This is a genomic window from Allobosea sp. RAF48, assembly GCF_052114025.1.
Lineage (GTDB): Bacteria > Pseudomonadota > Alphaproteobacteria > Rhizobiales > Beijerinckiaceae > Allobosea.
The window spans coordinates 15,925-31,755 of the sequence record NZ_JBFRDZ010000015.1 but is presented as its reverse complement, the minus strand read 5'-3'; the positions used below and the strand labels follow the sequence as shown (position 1 = coordinate 31,755).

The following is a 15,831-nucleotide window of genomic DNA, read 5'->3' as shown; positions in this document are numbered from 1 at the left end:
ATGATTGTTTTCGGAATGGAGAAAAATGATTTTCACTTATTCCATGTGAGAAATAATTATCGGCGTGTGGAAGGCGGGATGACGCAACGGCACTTCTTTTCCCAAAAAATGCGCAGATAGGGCCGAGTTCCATGAATCGATTTTAGCAATTCGTAAGCTCCGAGCCCCAACCCTCATCCGGCTCAATGCGGCAATCCGGCCCAGGATGAGATGTCATGGTCAAGCTCGCTTTCATTTCGGAATTAATGCGGCGGTTCCGCCGCGACCAGCGCGGCAACGTGCTCGTCATGACCGGCTTCCTGACGCTTCCGCTCATCGGCATCGTCGGCGTCACCGTCGACTACTCGCGCGCCAGCAACGCCCGCCAGGCGCTGAGCTCGGCGATCGATTCCGCCTCGCTGATGGCGGCGCGCGACGCCCAGAAGCTGACGGACGGGCAACTCAGGGATCGGATCGATTCCTGGATCCGCGACAATCTGCCGGCGAGCGCGAAGAGTGAATTCACCGGTGCGAACGTGGTGATCGACCGCACGGCGCGAACGATCAAGATCACGGCGAACGCCAATGTGGAGACGACGATCGGGCGCGTGCTTGGACCTCAGTACATTCCTGTCGCCAGTGACAGCCAATCGACCTGGGGAACGAACAAGATCGAGCTGGCCCTGGTGCTCGACAATACGGGCTCGATGTCGTCCTCGGGAAAGATGACGGCGCTGAAACAGGCGTCGAAGGATCTGATTCAGATTATGAAGGACGCTGCGATCGAAACGGATCAGATTCGGATCTCGATCGTGCCGTTCAACACGCAGGTTCGTATCGACCGCGCCTTGAAGGACGAGCCGTGGATTCGCTACGGCATGACCCGGTCGGTGACGATGACCTGCGACAAGAACGGCAACAACTGCAAGGCGCCTAGCGGTGCGGCTGCGTCCGACCCCACAATTTCGAATTGCAAGACCAGCAAGGGCGTGACGACCTGCACCGAGACCCTGACGAAGGCTAACTGGGTCAAGACTGAGGGCTGCATAGCCGACCGGGACCAGAGCTACGACGTCACCGATGGCGGGGCGTATTCCGCCAGCGCCCAGCAGTATCCGGCGACCTGGTGTGGCCAAACCTCGCTGGCGCAAACGATGGGGTTGAGTTCCGACTGGACGGCGCTGACGGCCAAGATCGATACGATGACACCAGTCGGCGCCACCAACGTCACCATCGGCGCAGTCTGGGGCTGGGCAACGCTGTCGACCGGCGCGCCCTACACGGAGGCCAAGCCAAATACGGAGCCGCGGCTGAAGAAGTACATGATCTTGCTGACCGACGGCGACAACACCCAGAACCGTTTCGAAGGCGACGGTAGCACCCCCAATCCAAATATCGATGCTCGAACGAAACTTGCCTGCGCAAACGTCAAGGCGGCCGGCGTCAGCGTCTATACGATCCGCGTCATGGATGGAAACGCGGCGATGCTGCGCAACTGTGCCACAGATTCGACCATGTACTATGAGGTGACGAGCGCCTCGCAGCTCAGCCCGATCTTCAAGTCGATCGCCAACGAGATCAGCGCAGTGCGTCTGACGCACTGAGGCCGCCGCCGAGTTCGGCGAAGCGCGCCAGGAAGCGCGCTTGCGCCGTCTCGGTGTCCAGCGGGTCGAGCCAGGCCAGGACTTCGGCCGGCAGCGCCTGCGGCCGGCCGAAGAATTTCAGCGCCTCCGGACGGTCGAAACCGGCGAGCTGCGTCGCCTCGAAGAAGGCGGCGATGGTGTCGGCCTCCTTCGTTTTGCGCTTCAGCATCGCCGGTGTGGTTGCAGGCAGGCCAAAGCGCAGGTGGATCGCCGTGAGCAGGCGCAGCTCCACGCTCTTGTAGGCATCGCCCATCACAACCTTGAACGGCGAGATCATGTCGCCGATGACGTATTCCGGCGCGTCGTGCAGCAGCGCCATCAGCCGCCACGCCTCGCTCCAGTCCGGATACAGGAAGCCCGCGATAGCCTCGACCAGCAGGCAATGCTGCGCCACCGAGAAGGAATGCGCGCCGCGCGTCTGCCCATTCCAGCGGGCGACGCGGGCGAGTCCATGGGCGATGTCCTCGATCTCGATGTCGAGCGGAGAGGGATCGAGCAAATCGAGCCGCCGGCCCGAAAGCATGCGCTGCCAGGCACGCGGCGGTTCAGGCGTGCGGGACATCAGGCGGCGGGACGGGAGTCGCGCGCCAATTCGGCGCATTCGGTGTAGCGGAAGCAGCCGGTGAGATGGTCGTTGACCAGCCCGCAGGCCTGCATGAAGGCATAGACGATGGTCGGGCCGCAGAAGGTGAAGCCGGCCTTCTTCAGTTCCTTGGCCATAGCCTCCGAAAACTTGGTCTGCGTCGGCACCTCCTCATGGGTACGGAAGGCGTTCTGCAGCACGCGGCCGTCGAGATGCTTCCAGAGGAAATCGGCGAAGGGCTCGCGCTCGCTGATCCTGAGATAGGCCTGCGCGCTCTTGATCGTGCCTTCGATCTTGCCGCGATGGCGGATGATGCCGGGGTCGGCCAGGAGGCGCTGGACATCGGCCTCGCCGAAGCGTGCGACGGCTTCCGGCTCGAAGCTGGCGAAGCCGGTGCGGAAGGCGTCGCGCTTGCGCAGGATCGTGATCCAGGAGAGGCCGGCCTGGAAACCGTCGAGGATCAGTTTCTCCCAGAGTGCACGGGAATCATATTCCGGCACGCCCCATTCGGTGTCGTGATAGGCGAGATAAAGCGGGTCCGTTCCCGGCCAGCGGCAGCGGAACTTGCCGTCCGGCCCTTCGATCGCGATGCGTTCTTCGCTCATAAGGCGACTCCTGCGGCGGCTCCGAAGCCCGGCTCGCCGGGGAAGGGGAAGCGGATGAAATCGGGCTTGTCAGCGAGATGGAAGGCGAGGCCGCCACCGAGCGGCGTCTCGCCTGCCACCAATGCATCGGCCAGCCGGTCGAGGCGGAGCATGGCGAGCGCCTTGCCGTTCGCCCCCGAGCCGATGCTGCCGAGCATCTTGCCGCCGGCGGTCGCTTCCACGCCGGTCTCGGCGACGATGCCGTCGTCGAAGGCGATCGGAACGACGCGGGTGCGGGCCGTGCCGCGATGCTGCATGCGGGAGACGACCTCCTGCCCGATATAGCAGCCCTTCTTGAAGGAGACGCCGCCGAGCTGGTCGAGCAGGGCTTCGTGCGGGAAGGTGTCGCCATAGGGGAAATCGCGACCGCCTGCGGGAATACCGAGCGCGATGCGGCGGGCGTGGTAGGCGTCGGGCTCGGCCGTGACGAGTTCATCGATGCCCTCGACATCGGCGATGGCCCGTTGGCCGAGCGCCGGCAGGCGCGGGTCGTCATAGACGAAGCCGGCCTCTCCCGGCAGCGGCGCTCCGTCCGCCGAGACGAGCACGGCGCTCTTCTCGGTGAGGTCTTCCAGAGCTACCTTGGCGCGCAGCTTGTAGAGTTTCAGGCGTTTCATCAGATCGGCGGTCTGGAGCAGGGGGGTGTCGAGCAGGAAGCCGCCCCCGTCTTCCGCCGGCAGCGCGACGACGAAGAAATCGCAGATGATCTTGCCCTGCGGTGTCAGCAGTGCGCCATAGCCGGCCCGTTCGGGTGTCACCTCGTCCATCTCGTTGGTGACGATGTTCTGCAGGAAGTCGCGGGCATCCTCGCCGCTGACGCGGATGACGCCGCGATCGATCAATCGGGTTGCGGACATAGGCAGCCGTTCCAGTTCTGATTCCATGCCGGGCTCGTGCGGCCGAAAGGGATGATCGCGCCACCCGAAAGCTGTTTCCGCTTTCGGGACGGCGAGACTGCCGATAGGTAGGCCGCATCGGCCCTTTGCTCAACCGCCCGGAGAACCGCCATGCCCCAGACCTATGACGTCATCCTCAAGGGCGGCACGGTGGTCAACCAGGATGGCCGCGTCGCGCGCGACATCGGCATCACCGGCGGCAAGATCATGGCGCTGGGCGATCTCTCCCAGGCCTCGGCCGGCGAGACGGTCGACTGCACCGGCCTGCACATCCTGCCGGGCGTGATCGACAGCCAGGTGCACTTCCGCGAGCCGGGGCTCGACCACAAGGAGGATCTGGAGACGGGCTCGCGCGCTGCCGCCCTCGGCGGCGTGACCTGCGTCTTCGAGATGCCGAACACCATCCCGCAGACGACGACGCCGGAGGCGCTGGCCGACAAGATCCGGCGCGGCCGGCACCGCATGCATTGCGACTTCGCCTTCTGGGTCGGCGGCACGCATGAGAACGCTGCCGACGTGCCGGAGCTCGAGCGGCTGCCGGGGGCGGCCGGCATCAAGGTGTTCATGGGCTCGTCCACCGGCGATCTTTTGGTCGAAGACGACAAGGGCGTCGCCGAGATCCTCAAGCGCACCCGCCGGCGCGCCGCCTTCCACTCCGAGGACGAGACGATGCTGCGCGAGCGCATGGGCCTGCGCGTCGAGGGCGATCCGGCAAGCCATCCGGTCTGGCGCTCGCCCGAGGTCGCGCTGACCTGCACGACGCGGCTGGTGCGCATCGCGCGCGAGACCGGTGCGCGCGTCCATATCCTGCATATCTCGACGGGCGAGGAGATGGTCTTCCTGAAAGACCACAAGGATGTCGCGACGGTGGAGGTTCTGCCGAACCACCTGACGCTGGTTGCGCCGGATTGCTACGAGCGGCTCGGCACCTACGCCCAGATGAACCCGCCGATCCGCGACGACAGCCATCGCCAGCGCATCTGGTGGGGCGTGGAACAGGGCATCGTCGACGTGCTCGGTTCCGATCATGCGCCGCATACTCATGAGGAGAAGCACCATGCCTATCCGGCAAGCCATTCCGGCATGCCGGGCGTGCAGACGCTGGTGCCGATCATGCTCGACCATGTGAATGCCGGCAGGCTGACGCTGGAGCGCTTCGTCGACCTGACCAGCCATGGGCCGCAGCGCATCTTCGGACTGGAAGGCAAGGGCCGGATCGCGGTCGGCTACGATGCCGATTTCACGATCGTCGACCTCAAGCGCCGGGAGACGATCACCAATGACTGGATCGCCTCGAAATGCGGCTGGACGCCCTATGACGGCGTGACCGTCACCGGCTGGCCGGTCGGCACCTTCGTTCGTGGCCTCAAGGTGATGTGGGAGGGTGAATTGACGACCCCGTCGCAGGGTGAGCCGGCCCGCTTCCTGGAGGCGTTGCCGCGCAGCGCCTGAAACGGATCGGCGCCGCCCGCGTTCAGCTCCGGATGAGCGCGCGGGCGGCTCCGCAAAAAAATCGAAAAAAGATTTCCGGCGCTGTCGATTCCAGCCGCGCCCGTTCGACGTGCAGTCAGAGAACGGGTTTCGGCGGTTCGCGCCGAAGCCGCCCGGTTCTCCCAAACCCAAGGAGAACACCGATGCGTGTGATGGTTCTGGTCAAGGCGAGCAAGGACAGCGAAGCCGGCGTGATGCCGGATCCGGACGTCTTCGCGAAGATGGGCGTCTACAATGAGGAACTGATCAAGGCCGGCATCCTGCTCGCCGCGGAAGGCCTGCACCCGACATCGAAGGGGCTGCGCATGCGCTTCTCGGGTAGCGAGCGGGCGATCACCGACGGCCCCTTCGCCGAGACCAAGGAACTGCTGGCCGGCTTCTGGCTCTGGCAGGTGAAGTCCTTCGACGAAGCGGTCGAATGGCTCAAGCGCGCGCCCTTCGACGGCGGCACCGAGATCGAGCTCAGGCCCGTCTTCGAGATGGAGGATCTCGGCGAGATGGTGACGCCGGAGCGGCGCGAACGGAAGGAAAACCTGCGCGCCGAATTCGAGAAACGTCCCGGCTGAGCCGGCCCGATACCCCAAACCCAGCTCAACGGACGGTGCAGGCTACGCCCCCGTCTCTCGAAGGAGAAAACCGATGCGTTTCATGGTGATGGTCAAGGCGACGAAGGACAGCGAAGCCGGCGCTCCGCCGAGCCAGGAGCTGCTCGAGGCGATGATGGCCTATAACGAAGAGCTGGTGAAAGCCGGCATCATGAAGGGCGGCGACGGCTTGCAGCCCAGCTCGAAGGGCGCGCGCGTCCAATTCGACGGCGCCAAGCGCTCCGTCGTCGACGGGCCCTTCGCCGAGACCAAGGAGCTCGTCGCAGGCTATTGGCTCTGGGAGTGCCAATCGCTCGACGAGGCGATCGCCTGGGTCAAGCGCTGCCCCAATCCGATGCCGGGTCCGTCCGAGATCGAAATCCGGCCGCTGTTCGAACTGGCCGATTTCGGCGAGATCGTCACGCCGGAGACGGCGGCGCAGTGGGACCGGCTCAAGGCCGAGTCCGAGGGGCAGGGCTGAGCGATCGACGCCTTGCCTGGGCCACTTGCCAGCCGATGCGCTGATGGTGTGTATCGCTTCCCATGTCGGGCAGCGATGCACACCGCACCATCGAGACGGTCTGGCGCATGGAGTCGCCCCGGCTGATCGCGGGCCTTGCGCGCCTGACCCGCGATGTCGGCCGGGCCGAGGAGCTGGCGCAGGAAGCGCTCGTCGCGGCGCTGAAGCAGTGGCCGCAGGAGGGCGTGCCCCGGAATCCCGCCGCCTGGTTGATGCAGGTCGCGAAGCATCGCGCGCTCGATGCCGCCCGCCACGAGATGATGGCCCGGCGCAAGCAGGAAGAGCTCGGCCGCGACCTCGAAAATGACGGCCCGGCCATGCCCGATCTCGATGCCGCCCTCGACGATGAGGTCGGCGACGACCTGCTCCGGCTGATCTTCACCGCCTGCCACCCGGTCCTCCCCAAGGAGGCGCGCCTGGCGCTGACGCTCAGGCTGCTCGGCGGGCTGACGACCGAGGAGATCGCACGTGCCTTCCTGGTGCCCGAACCGACGATGGCGCAGCGCATCGTGCGGGCGAAGAAGACGCTGAGCGAAGCGAAGGTCCCCTATGAGGTGCCCGGCGGCGCCGAACTCGGGGAGCGGCTCGCCTCGGTGCTGGAGGTGATCTATCTGATCTTCAACGAGGGCTATGCCGCGACAGCCGGGCAGGACTGGGTGCGGCCGGCGCTGTGCGAGGAAGCGCTGAGGCTCGGGCGCATCCTGGCGGCGCGGGCTCCGGAGGAACCGGAGGTGCTCGGTCTTGTCGCGCTGATGGAGCTGCAGGCTTCACGACTCCGGGCGCGCGTCGGCCCCGATGGCGAGCCGATCCTGCTGCTCAACCAGAACCGCGCGCGCTGGGACAGGCTTCTGATCGGACGAGGGCTCGCGGCGCTGGAACGGGCGGAGCGGCTCGCCGGCACTTTGCCGGGTCCCTATCTGCTGCAGGCGGCACTGGCCGCCTGCCATGCCCGTGCGCGCACGGCGGAAGAGACCGACTGGCAGCGAATCGCGGCGCTCTACGCGGTGCTCGGCCGGGTGATGCCGTCGCCGATCGTCGAGCTCAATCGGGCCGTGGCGGTCGGCATGGCTGAAGGGCCGGCAGCAGGGCTGGAACTGGTCGAAGCGCTGGCGACCGAGCCGTCGCTCAAGCGCTACCATCTCCTGCCGAGCGTGCGCGGCGACCTGCTGTCCAAGCTCGGCCGGCTTGCCGAGGCGGCTGCGGCCTTCGAGCAGGCTGTAGCACTGACGCGCAACGTCAAGGAGCGAGCGTTGATGGAAGAACGAGCAGCAGCGGCACGGGCTGGTGCCTGCAGGGCCGCATCGAGCTGAGAATGTCTCACCAGGCCTTAAGCCGTCATGCCCGGGCTTGACCCGGGCATCTCATGCCAACCGAGGCTTCCGCACTTGTCCGTCCCGGGATTCCCGGGTCTGCGCTTCGCTTCGCCCGAGAATGACGCCTGGATTCAGTGCCGCGTGCCGGTGGTGAAGGCGCCGCAGCGAACTTTCTCGGGCAGGGCCTCGGTGAAGACGGCGGTGGCTTCCTCGCCATAGGTCTCGACCAGGGTGCGGAGCGCAGCAAAGAGCGCGGCATGGGCGAGTGCATCCGAATCGAGCCCGTCCTGCTGGGCTTCGGTGAAGGCGTCCTCGACGTAGCCGTAGGCGACGCGGCGCGCATCGCCATGGTCTTCGGCGAGATTCGGGTCGAGCATCGTGTCTTCGGGCTGGATTGGCATCGAAATGGGACTCTGCGGCCTTCTATCTGATGCGAATCGCGCCGGTTGTGACCCGGTTCGCGACGGTTGGGCGACACTCAAGTCATAGGCCGTGCCAGAGCGGCACGCTACCGCGGTGTTTAAGAAAGGTTAACGCGACCGGAAGAATTCCACCGAAGATCGCATTCGGGCAACAGCTGTTGCCTATCCGCCATAGCGGCTGGCCAGCGCCCGCGACAGGGCCTCGCCTTCAGCCGCGAGACGCGCGGAGGCTTCCTGGCTGGCATCGGTACAGGAACGGTGGGTCAGCGAATAGGCCTTGAAACCGCGGTTGAAAGCGGCGGTCAGGCGGTCGCGCCGTTGTGGGGTGCGCCCTTCGGCCTCGATCAGGGCGGCCATGCGGGCGCGCCAATCCTGAGCCTCCTTGCCGCCGCAGAGCGTGCGCAGATAGGCGAGCGAGCCCATGATCTCGGCGAGCTGGAGCAGTTGCGGCTCATAGGGCGGGCCGTCCGGCTCCTGGACGGGCGGTTCGGCAGGCTTGGCTGCGGGCGGTTTCGCCGGCTGCGGCGTTCGCTGCTGCGCCTGCGAAACCAGCGGCGCGAGCACGGCAAGGGCCAGAACGGCCGAAGCGCGAGCGCCGCGCCTCATGCCGACCCGCTGGCCGCGAAGAGGCTGTGAGCCCGGCGCAGCACGTCGCCGAGTTCGCGCGTGGTGGCGAGCCCGCCGATCTTCAGGGGATCGGCCCACATCACGGCGCCTGCCTCCGGGCCCGGTTGCGGTTCGCCGGAAAGCCATTCGCCGACGAAGGAGGCGACGACGAAGTGATGCGTCACGGCGCCCTTGGCATCGCGGCCGAAGATCTCGACATGGCGGTTGAAGCCGAGGATGCGGGCGGTCACGCCGACCTCCTCGTCGAGTTCGCGCAGCGCCGCCTGCTCGAGCGTCTCGCCGGCCTCGACCTTGCCGCCGGGCAGCGACCAGAGCTGGTCGGCCGGCGGCTTGGTGCGGGTCGCCAGCAGCACCTTGCCTTCGCGGAAGACGGCGACCGACGCTGCGAGCACGGGCCGAGCCGCCGCGCGGCCGGGCATGGGGAAGCGGATGACCTGGCCGCCATCCTTGCTCATGGCGCGCTGACCGGCGTCAAACGTGCTGTCCGCCATTGATGTGCAGCTCCGAGCCGGTGACGTAGCTCGAGGCGTCCGTGCAGAGGAAATAGATCGCCTTGGCGACCTCGTCGGTCTTGCCGAGCCGCTTCATCGGCAGGGTGGCGACGATCTTCTCGGTGCCCGGCGAGAGGATGGCGGTATCGATCTCGCCCGGCGAGATCGAGTTCACGCGGATGCCGAACGCCCCGAAATCGGCGGCCATCTCGCGGGTGAGGCTGGCGAGAGCCGCCTTGGAGGTGGCATAGGCGGCACCGGCGAAGGGGTGGACGCGTGAGCCGGCGATCGAGGTGACGTTGACGATCGCGCCCTTCGCGGCGGTGAGTTCGTCGAGCAGTCCGCGCGCCAGCATGATCGGCGCGAAGAAATTGACCTGGAAGACCTTGTGCCAGTCGTTGAAGGAGGTGGTGGCGGCGCCGAGCCGCTCGCCGTTGCGCCCCTTCGGCGAGATGCCGGCATTGTTGACCAGCGCATTCAGCTTGCCGCCCTCGACGGCCAGCCGCTTCTTGATCTCGGCGATGCCGCGCATCGTGTCCTCGGGATCGCCGAGGTCGATCTGGACATGGTCGTCGGCACCAGAGGGCCAGGGGCACTTCTCGGAGAAGCCCTGGCGCGAGCAGGACAGGATACGCCAGCCCGCCATGGCGAACTGCATCACCGTGGCATGGCCGATTCCGCGGCTCGCTCCGGTCAGCAGCATGACCGGGCGCTTGCCCGGCTCGGTCTTCGGAAAATCGAACTTCGGCATCGCCATGGGGCTGGAGTCCTCAGGGGTAGAAGCGTGTCTTGGACCAGGGCTCACCGGCCGAGCCGCGGCGGAAGATGATGCGGTCGTGCAGGCGGAAGGCGCCGTCGCGCCAGAACTCGATATAGACAGGGGTGATGCGAAAGCCGCGCCAATAGGGCGGGCGCGGGATCTCGCCGATGCCGAACTTCAGCGTATAGGCCGCGACCGCTTTCTCCAGCGCGAAGCGGCTTTCCAGCGGGCGCGACTGCTGCGAGGCCCAGGCGCCGATGCGGCTGTCGCGCGGGCGCGACTGGAAATAGGCCTCCGATTCGGCGTCGGTGACGGGGGCGACGGGGCCGCGGATGCGGATTTGCCGGCGCAGGCTCTTCCAGTGGAACAGTGCCGCGGCCTTGGGCTGGCCGAGCAGCTCCTCGCCCTTCTGGCTTTCGGTGTTGGTGTAGAAGACGAATCCGTCCGGCCCGTGGCCCTTCAGCAGCACCATGCGGCTGTTGGGCAGGCCGTCGGCATCGACGGTCGAAAGCGCCATGCCGTTCGGGTCGTTGGGCTCGGATTTCGTCGCTTCGTCCAACCACTTCTGGAACAAGGCGAAAGGCTCGTTTTCCTCGGTGAAGTCACCGCTCGTTAACGGTTGCACGTTCTAATCCTCGGTCAGTGGAAGTTGGGCGTCGGGCGAGCGCAAAGTGATCCGGTTACGGGCGACTGGTTTATATAGGGCAGGGGCCGGAGCGTTCCAAAGCCTTCCTGATCGCGCAGCCCCCATGCGCCCGCTGATGGCTGTGGCCGTGCTGGCGCTGTTCGCCGCCGGCTGCTCGGTCTCCTTTCCGATTCTCGGCCTGTCGAGCAAGAGCGAGGACGAGGTCGCGACGACCTCCGCGATTCTGCCGGCACGCGGCGGCGACCGGCCGGCGGCCCTCGCCAGCCTTGCGGCCGAGCTCGGCCCCGAAGACATGCGCCGCGCCGATGGCGCGATGAGCGTCGCTCTCGACCCGCAGGGCAACGGTGCCGCGGTATCCTGGGACAACCCCCAGAGCGGCATCAAGGGTTCCTTCATTCCGGTAGGTGGCCCGTTCCTGCGGTCGGACGAGATCTGCCGGGCCTTCATCGCCAGCGTCCAGACGCAAGCCCGGCCGGCCAAGCTGCAAGGCACCGCCTGCCGCCCCTCCGGCGGCGAGTGGGCGGTCAAGGATGTCGCGCCCTGGAAGGGCGTGAGCTGAGCGCCCAGCTATCGGCTTGCCTTGCGTTTGCGGCGGGTGCAGAAGGGCCCCCGGAGGGTGTTGCGTCGGCGCCACACCATCCCCAGATAAGGCGGAGCGGACGGATGCCGGCTTTCGATGCCGGCCGTCCGACTTTGCGTGAAAACGAGGTTTTGGATGCGCGATCCCTATCAGGTTCTGGGCGTCGCCCGCGGCGCGAGCGATGCGGAGATCAAGAAGGCCTTCCGCCGCCGTGCCAAGGAGCTGCACCCGGACCGCAACCAGGAAGATCCGAAGGCGCAGGACCGCTTCTCCGAGCTGAACACCGCCTATGAGATCCTGGGCGACGAGACCAAGCGCAAGCAGTTCGACCGCGGCGAGATCGATGCCGAGGGCAAGCCGAAGTTCCAGGGCTTCGAGGGCATGGGCGCCGGCCGCGGCGGCCGCAGCGGCGGCTTCGAATTCAATTTCGGCCAGGGCGGCAACCCCTTCGGCGGGCGCGCCGGCGCGCAACCCGGCGGCGGGCAGCCCGGTGGCGACGCCGGCTTCGACGCCTCCGACATCTTCTCCTCGCTCTTCGGCGAGGCGAGCCGGCGCTCGCGCGGGCGGCCCGAGCCGCAGAAGCCGGCGGAGCAGAGCTTCACGCTCGAGGTCACGCTGGCTCAGGCCGTGACCGGCGGCGCGCGCCGGGTCAAGCTGCCGACCGGGCGCGAGGTCGAGATCACCATCCCCGAAGGCGTCACCGACGGCAAGGTGATGCGCCTGCGCGGTCTCGGCCAGACCGATCCGTTCTCCGGCGAGACCGGCGACGTGATGATGACGATCAAGATCAAGCCGGACCCGCGCTTCACAGTCGACGGCAAGGATCTGCGCACCCGCGTCGCGGTGCCGCTCACCAAGGCGGTCCTTGGCGGGCCGCTGCACGTCCCGACGCTGACCGGCGCCGTCGAGATGACGATCCCGCCGATGACCGGCACGACCAAGCAGTTCCGCCTGCGCGGCAAAGGGCTCAAGGGCGAGAAGGGCGCGGTTGGCGACCTCTTCGTCGCGATCGATATCGAGATGCCGGCAAGCGACGCCGAGTTGACCGCCCTGATGAAGGCGCGCAGCGAGGCCGGCTAACCTTCCAGCATTATGCGATGGGCCTTTGCCGGCCCGATCGGAGGGAAAATACCCCCGATTGGGGCCGGATGCGTGATTCAACCGTGGAGGCCGGCGTCAAAAGCGGTTCCCGTTTCCCTGCGACTGTTCTAAGAGACCTGCTCCTCGTTCACCCTGCGGGTTCCCCATGCCTGATTCCAACGCCATTTCGCCGACCGCCAATCTCCTCAAGGGCAAGCGCGGACTCGTGATGGGCGTCGCGAACAACCGCTCCATCGCCTGGGGCATCGCCAAGGCGGCGGCCGACGCGGGCGCGGAACTCGCCTTCACCTATCAGGGCGATGCGCTGAAGAAGCGGGTGGAGCCGCTCGCCAAGGAACTCGGCGGCCATGTGGTCGGCCATTGCGACGTCACCGACGGCGCCACGATCGACGCGGTCTTCGCCGAGGTCGAGAAGCTCTGGGGCAAGCTCGACTTCGTCGTCCACTGCATCGCCTTCTCCGACAAGGACGAGCTGACCGGCCGCTATGTCGAGACCACCGAGGCGAACTTCTCCAAATCGCTGCTGATCTCCTGTTATTCCTTCACCGCGATCACCCAGCGCGCCGAGAAGCTGATGCCCGATGGCGGCTCGCTGCTGACGCTGACCTATTACGGCGCCGAGAAGTGGATGCCGCATTACAATGTCATGGGCATTGCCAAGGCGGCGTTGGAATCGAGCGTGCAGTATCTCGCCGCCGATCTCGGCCCCTCGAAGATCCGCGTCAACGCGATCTCGGCCGGCCCGATCAAGACGCTGGCCGCCTCCGGCATCGGCGATTTCCGCTACATCCTGCGCTGGAACGAGTACAACTCGCCGCTGCGCCGCACGGTGACCATCGAGGAGGTCGGCGAGACCGCCGTGTTCCTCGTCTCCGACATGTCGCGCGGCATCACCGGCGAGATCATGCATGTCGATGCCGGCTACCATGTCGTCGGCATGAAGGTGCCGACCGCGCCGGACATCTCCCTCGACAAGGGCGAGTGAGCGCAAGCATCGAACCGGAAAGTGACATCCACTTTCCGGATCGTTTCAATGCGGAAATAGAGAACTAGCCCGCCAGCAAGGTTTTCAAGCGATCCGTCGCGCCGTCGTCGCGGCGGATCGTTTCGTCTGCGGCGGCTGCAAGCAGATCGGCCACCGTCCGTCCGCCGATCAGGCGTTGTGGCAGGATCTCCGCCAGCGGCGTCAGCACGAAGGCGCGCTCGGGAATGCGCGGGTGCGGAATCTGCAGCCGCGCCTGGTCGATGACCGCATCGCCATAGGTCAGGATGTCGATGTCGAGCGTGCGCGGTCCCCAGCGCTCGCGCCGTTCGCGGCCGCCGGCACGCTCCAGTTCAAGGCAGAACGCGAGCAGGTCCTGCGGGGCGAGCGATGTCTCGACCAGAGCTGCCATGTTGAGGAATTCCGGCTGGTCGGTCTTGCCCCAGGGCGGTGTGCGATAGATCGAGGACAGCCGGCCAAGAGTGATGGCCGGGTGGTCGCGCAACCCATGCAAGGCCGCGGCGAAGGCGGCGACGGGATCGCCGAGATTGCCGCCGAAGGCGAGCGCGGCTTCAACCTTCACGCTGGAATCTCAACTGGATGCCGACCGAGCCGAGCGTCGCCGGGATCGGAGGCGCCGGCTTGCGCAACGTGACTTCCACAGCATCGACCGAGGGAAAAGCGTCGAGGATCGCCAAAGCCACGGCACGGGCTGCGCCTTCAAGCAGGTGATAACGGCAGGCCGTGAAAGCGTCGTTCACGATGGCGACGGCACGCCCGTAATCGACCGTATCGGCCAGGCGGTCGCTGGCGGCGGCGGCACGCAGGTCGACGTCGAGCACGAGGTCGAGAACAAAGCGCTGGCCGAGCCGCTCCTCCTCCGAGAAAAAGCCGTGATAGGCGTAGATATCGAGCTTCTCGATCAGGATGCGGCCGGTTTCGCTCACAGGTCTGCCTTCGTGCTGTCCTCGATCGCGGCCCAGGTCTTCAGCGCATCGATATGGGGCGCGACGTCATGGGCGCGGATGATGGCGGCGCCGCGGCTGGCGCCGTAGAGATGGGCGGCGATGCTGGCGGCGAGCCGTTCGGCCGGGATCGTGCGGCCGGTGATATGCCCGAGCGTCGATTTGCGCGAGGCGCCGAGCAGGATCGGGCAGCCGAGCTCGCCGAGCCGGTCGAGATGGTGGATCAGGTCGAGATTCTGGCTGATGGTCTTGCCGAAGCCGATGCCGGGATCGACGACGATCTGGTCACGTGGGACGCCGGCCTGCGTCGCGATCGCGATCGAGCGCTCGAGGAAGCGCAGCACCTCGTCGAAGATGTCGAGCGCGCCGTCGGCCTTCTCGCGGTTGTGCATCAGGATGATCGGGGCGCCGGCCCGTGCTGCGACCGCGGCGATGCGCGGATCGCGCTGGGCGCCCCAGACGTCGTTGACGATCGATGCGCCGGCGGCGAGCGCCGCTTCCGCGATCTCGGCCTTGTAGCTGTCGATGGAGATCGGCGTCTCGACCCGCGCCTTCAGCCCGGCGATCACCGGCAGCACGCGCGCCTTCTCGGTCTCGGCATCGACGGTGGCATGGCCCGGCCGGGTCGACTCGCCACCGACATCGACGATGGCCGCCCCCTCGGCGACAAGGCGTTCGCCATGCGACACCGCGGCCTCGGTACCGGCGTGCAGGCCGCCATCCGAAAAGGAATCGGGCGTGACGTTGACGATGCCCATGACCAGCGGCTGCGCATCGAGCGCAAGGCTGCGGCCATCGGGCAAGGCGAGGGAGAAGGGCATGCGGTTCCGCCGATGATTGGGCAAGGGCGCTATACACATCCCGTGTGAGATGGGCCACAGAAAGCGGCCGATTGTCGCTATGGGGCGGATGCATGGGCTCCGGCCGCCTTTGGCTTTTGACGCGGGCGGCGTCAGCGTGCAGAAGCCCCGCATGCTTCCGCTTTCGCTTTCGCATCGGCTCATCCTCGTCCGCCACGGCGAAACCGACTGGAATCGCGAGGGGCGGCTGCAAGGCGGACAGGATATCCCGCTCAACGATCTCGGCCGTGAACAGGCGGCTGAGGCCGCCGGCCGTCTGAAGACGCTGGAGCCGGCCTATGCCGAGCTCGACTACATCTCATCGCCGATGCGGCGGGCGCGCGAGACGATGGACATCCTGAGCCGCGAACTCGCTCTGCCGGAAGGCGGCTATGCCGTCGATGACCGGCTGCGGGAGCTGACCTTCGGCGAATGGGAAGGCTTTACCTGGCGCGATGTCCGCAAGGCCGAGCGCGAGCAGGCGCATCTGCGCGAGCGCGACAAATGGGGCTTCGTGCCGCCGGGCGGCGAGAGCTATCGCATGCTGGCCGAACGGGTGCGTCCGGTGCTCGAAGGCTTGCGGCGCGAGACGGTGATCGTCAGCCATGGCGGGGTTGCGCGCGCCGTGCTCGCGCTGGTTGGTGCGGTTGCGCCACGCGACGCCGCCAGGGTGGAGATCTGGCAGGGCAAGCTGCTCGTCGTCACCGGGAGCAAGGCCGACTGGCTCTGAGAGGCTCGGGCAGTGCCGGCGGCATCCCGGCATTC

20 protein-coding genes are annotated in these 15,831 nt (G+C 66.7%); 9 read left to right on the top strand and 11 right to left on the bottom strand.

The window, feature by feature from the left end; all coding sequences use genetic code 11:
• Positions 1-215: 215 nt before the first annotated feature.
• The gene (locus AB4Z10_RS23735) at positions 216-1,583 is read left to right on the top strand and encodes a pilus assembly protein TadG-related protein (protein WP_441472869.1); all 1,368 of its coding nucleotides are present in this window, start codon (positions 216-218) and stop codon (positions 1,581-1,583) included.
• Here the strand turns inward: AB4Z10_RS23735 and AB4Z10_RS23730 are convergent.
• From AB4Z10_RS23730 to ygfZ, 3 genes are read right to left on the bottom strand one after another with little or no spacing between them, the layout of a single operon-like run.
• Entirely contained in the window at positions 1,558-2,184 is a 627-nt protein-coding gene (locus AB4Z10_RS23730; protein ID WP_441472868.1) for a YfbR-like 5'-deoxynucleotidase, read from the bottom strand. The two genes, AB4Z10_RS23735 and AB4Z10_RS23730, sit on opposite strands and share 26 nt — an antisense overlap.
• Entirely contained in the window at positions 2,184-2,810 is a 627-nt protein-coding gene (locus AB4Z10_RS23725; RefSeq protein ID WP_441472867.1) for a DNA-3-methyladenine glycosylase I, read from the bottom strand. Before AB4Z10_RS23725 ends, AB4Z10_RS23730 begins: the two co-directional genes overlap by 1 nt.
• Positions 2,807-3,706, bottom strand: a complete 900-nt coding sequence (ygfZ, locus tag AB4Z10_RS23720) for a CAF17-like 4Fe-4S cluster assembly/insertion protein YgfZ (RefSeq protein WP_441472866.1) — start codon at positions 3,704-3,706, stop codon at positions 2,807-2,809. The genes AB4Z10_RS23725 and ygfZ overlap by 4 nt, the downstream gene beginning before the upstream one ends.
• Before the next feature lie 150 nt (positions 3,707-3,856).
• Here ygfZ and AB4Z10_RS23715 point away from each other — a divergent pair, with 150 nt between their 5' ends.
• The 4 genes from AB4Z10_RS23715 (at position 3,857) to AB4Z10_RS23700 (ending at position 7,650) form a co-directional block, all read left to right on the top strand.
• A complete protein-coding gene (locus tag AB4Z10_RS23715) occupies positions 3,857-5,197 on the top strand; it encodes a dihydroorotase (RefSeq protein ID WP_441472865.1) in 1,341 nt (446 codons plus the stop codon).
• 182 nt (positions 5,198-5,379) lie between these two features.
• Positions 5,380-5,802 (top strand): YciI family protein, encoded by a 423-nt coding sequence (locus AB4Z10_RS23710; RefSeq protein ID WP_441472864.1) that lies wholly within the window; start codon positions 5,380-5,382, stop codon positions 5,800-5,802.
• A 73-nt stretch (positions 5,803-5,875) separates the two neighbouring features.
• The gene (locus tag AB4Z10_RS23705) at positions 5,876-6,301 is read left to right on the top strand and encodes a YciI family protein (protein WP_441472863.1); all 426 of its coding nucleotides are present in this window, start codon (positions 5,876-5,878) and stop codon (positions 6,299-6,301) included.
• A gap of 62 nt (positions 6,302-6,363) precedes the next feature.
• Complete coding sequence (locus AB4Z10_RS23700) at positions 6,364-7,650, top strand: RNA polymerase sigma factor (RefSeq protein WP_441472862.1); 1,287 nt, start codon at positions 6,364-6,366, stop codon at positions 7,648-7,650.
• 134 nt (positions 7,651-7,784) lie between these two features.
• Here AB4Z10_RS23700 and AB4Z10_RS23695 read toward each other — a convergent pair whose 3' ends face one another.
• The 5 genes from AB4Z10_RS23695 to pdxH form a co-directional block, all read right to left on the bottom strand.
• Positions 7,785-8,054 (bottom strand): hypothetical protein, encoded by a 270-nt coding sequence (locus AB4Z10_RS23695; RefSeq protein ID WP_441472861.1) that lies wholly within the window; start codon positions 8,052-8,054, stop codon positions 7,785-7,787.
• A 183-nt stretch (positions 8,055-8,237) separates the two neighbouring features.
• The gene (locus tag AB4Z10_RS23690; RefSeq protein ID WP_441472860.1) at positions 8,238-8,681 is read right to left on the bottom strand and encodes a TIGR02301 family protein; all 444 of its coding nucleotides are present in this window, start codon (positions 8,679-8,681) and stop codon (positions 8,238-8,240) included.
• Positions 8,678-9,193, bottom strand: coding sequence for an NUDIX hydrolase (locus AB4Z10_RS23685; RefSeq protein ID WP_441472859.1), 516 nt, complete (start codon positions 9,191-9,193; stop codon positions 8,678-8,680). Before AB4Z10_RS23685 ends, AB4Z10_RS23690 begins: the two co-directional genes overlap by 4 nt.
• Complete coding sequence (locus AB4Z10_RS23680; RefSeq protein WP_441472858.1) at positions 9,174-9,950, bottom strand: SDR family NAD(P)-dependent oxidoreductase; 777 nt, start codon at positions 9,948-9,950, stop codon at positions 9,174-9,176. Before AB4Z10_RS23680 ends, AB4Z10_RS23685 begins: the two co-directional genes overlap by 20 nt.
• Before the next feature lie 13 nt (positions 9,951-9,963).
• Positions 9,964-10,578: a pyridoxamine 5'-phosphate oxidase gene (gene pdxH / locus AB4Z10_RS23675; RefSeq protein WP_441472857.1), complete on the bottom strand. Its 615-nt coding sequence runs from the start codon at positions 10,576-10,578 to the stop codon at positions 9,964-9,966.
• 124 nt (positions 10,579-10,702) lie between these two features.
• On the opposite strand from pdxH, the gene AB4Z10_RS23670 reads away from it, so the two are divergent.
• The 3 genes from AB4Z10_RS23670 (at position 10,703) to fabI (ending at position 13,265) form a co-directional block, all read left to right on the top strand.
• Positions 10,703-11,158, top strand: a complete 456-nt coding sequence (locus AB4Z10_RS23670; RefSeq protein WP_441472856.1) for an RT0821/Lpp0805 family surface protein — start codon at positions 10,703-10,705, stop codon at positions 11,156-11,158.
• 156 nt (positions 11,159-11,314) lie between these two features.
• Positions 11,315-12,259, top strand: coding sequence for a DnaJ C-terminal domain-containing protein (locus AB4Z10_RS23665; protein ID WP_441472855.1), 945 nt, complete (start codon positions 11,315-11,317; stop codon positions 12,257-12,259).
• A gap of 166 nt (positions 12,260-12,425) precedes the next feature.
• On the top strand, positions 12,426-13,265 hold the full coding sequence (gene fabI, locus AB4Z10_RS23660; RefSeq protein ID WP_441472854.1) for an enoyl-ACP reductase FabI: 840 nt from the start codon (positions 12,426-12,428) through the stop codon (positions 13,263-13,265).
• Positions 13,266-13,329: 64 nt separating this feature from the next.
• Here the strand turns inward: fabI and folK are convergent, their stop codons facing one another.
• Genes folK through folP form a run of 3 tightly spaced genes read right to left on the bottom strand, consistent with a single transcriptional unit; the run spans position 13,330 to position 15,048 of the window.
• The gene (folK, locus tag AB4Z10_RS23655; RefSeq protein ID WP_441472853.1) at positions 13,330-13,845 is read right to left on the bottom strand and encodes a 2-amino-4-hydroxy-6-hydroxymethyldihydropteridine diphosphokinase; all 516 of its coding nucleotides are present in this window, start codon (positions 13,843-13,845) and stop codon (positions 13,330-13,332) included.
• Positions 13,835-14,209: a dihydroneopterin aldolase gene (gene folB, locus AB4Z10_RS23650; RefSeq protein WP_441472852.1), complete on the bottom strand. Its 375-nt coding sequence runs from the start codon at positions 14,207-14,209 to the stop codon at positions 13,835-13,837. Before folB ends, folK begins: the two co-directional genes overlap by 11 nt.
• On the bottom strand, positions 14,206-15,048 hold the full coding sequence (folP, locus tag AB4Z10_RS23645; protein ID WP_441472851.1) for a dihydropteroate synthase: 843 nt from the start codon (positions 15,046-15,048) through the stop codon (positions 14,206-14,208). Before folP ends, folB begins: the two co-directional genes overlap by 4 nt.
• A 151-nt stretch (positions 15,049-15,199) precedes the next feature.
• Here folP and AB4Z10_RS23640 point away from each other — a divergent pair, with 151 nt between their 5' ends.
• Positions 15,200-15,796, top strand: a complete 597-nt coding sequence (locus AB4Z10_RS23640) for a histidine phosphatase family protein (RefSeq protein WP_441472850.1) — start codon at positions 15,200-15,202, stop codon at positions 15,794-15,796.
• Positions 15,797-15,831 lie beyond the last annotated feature (35 nt).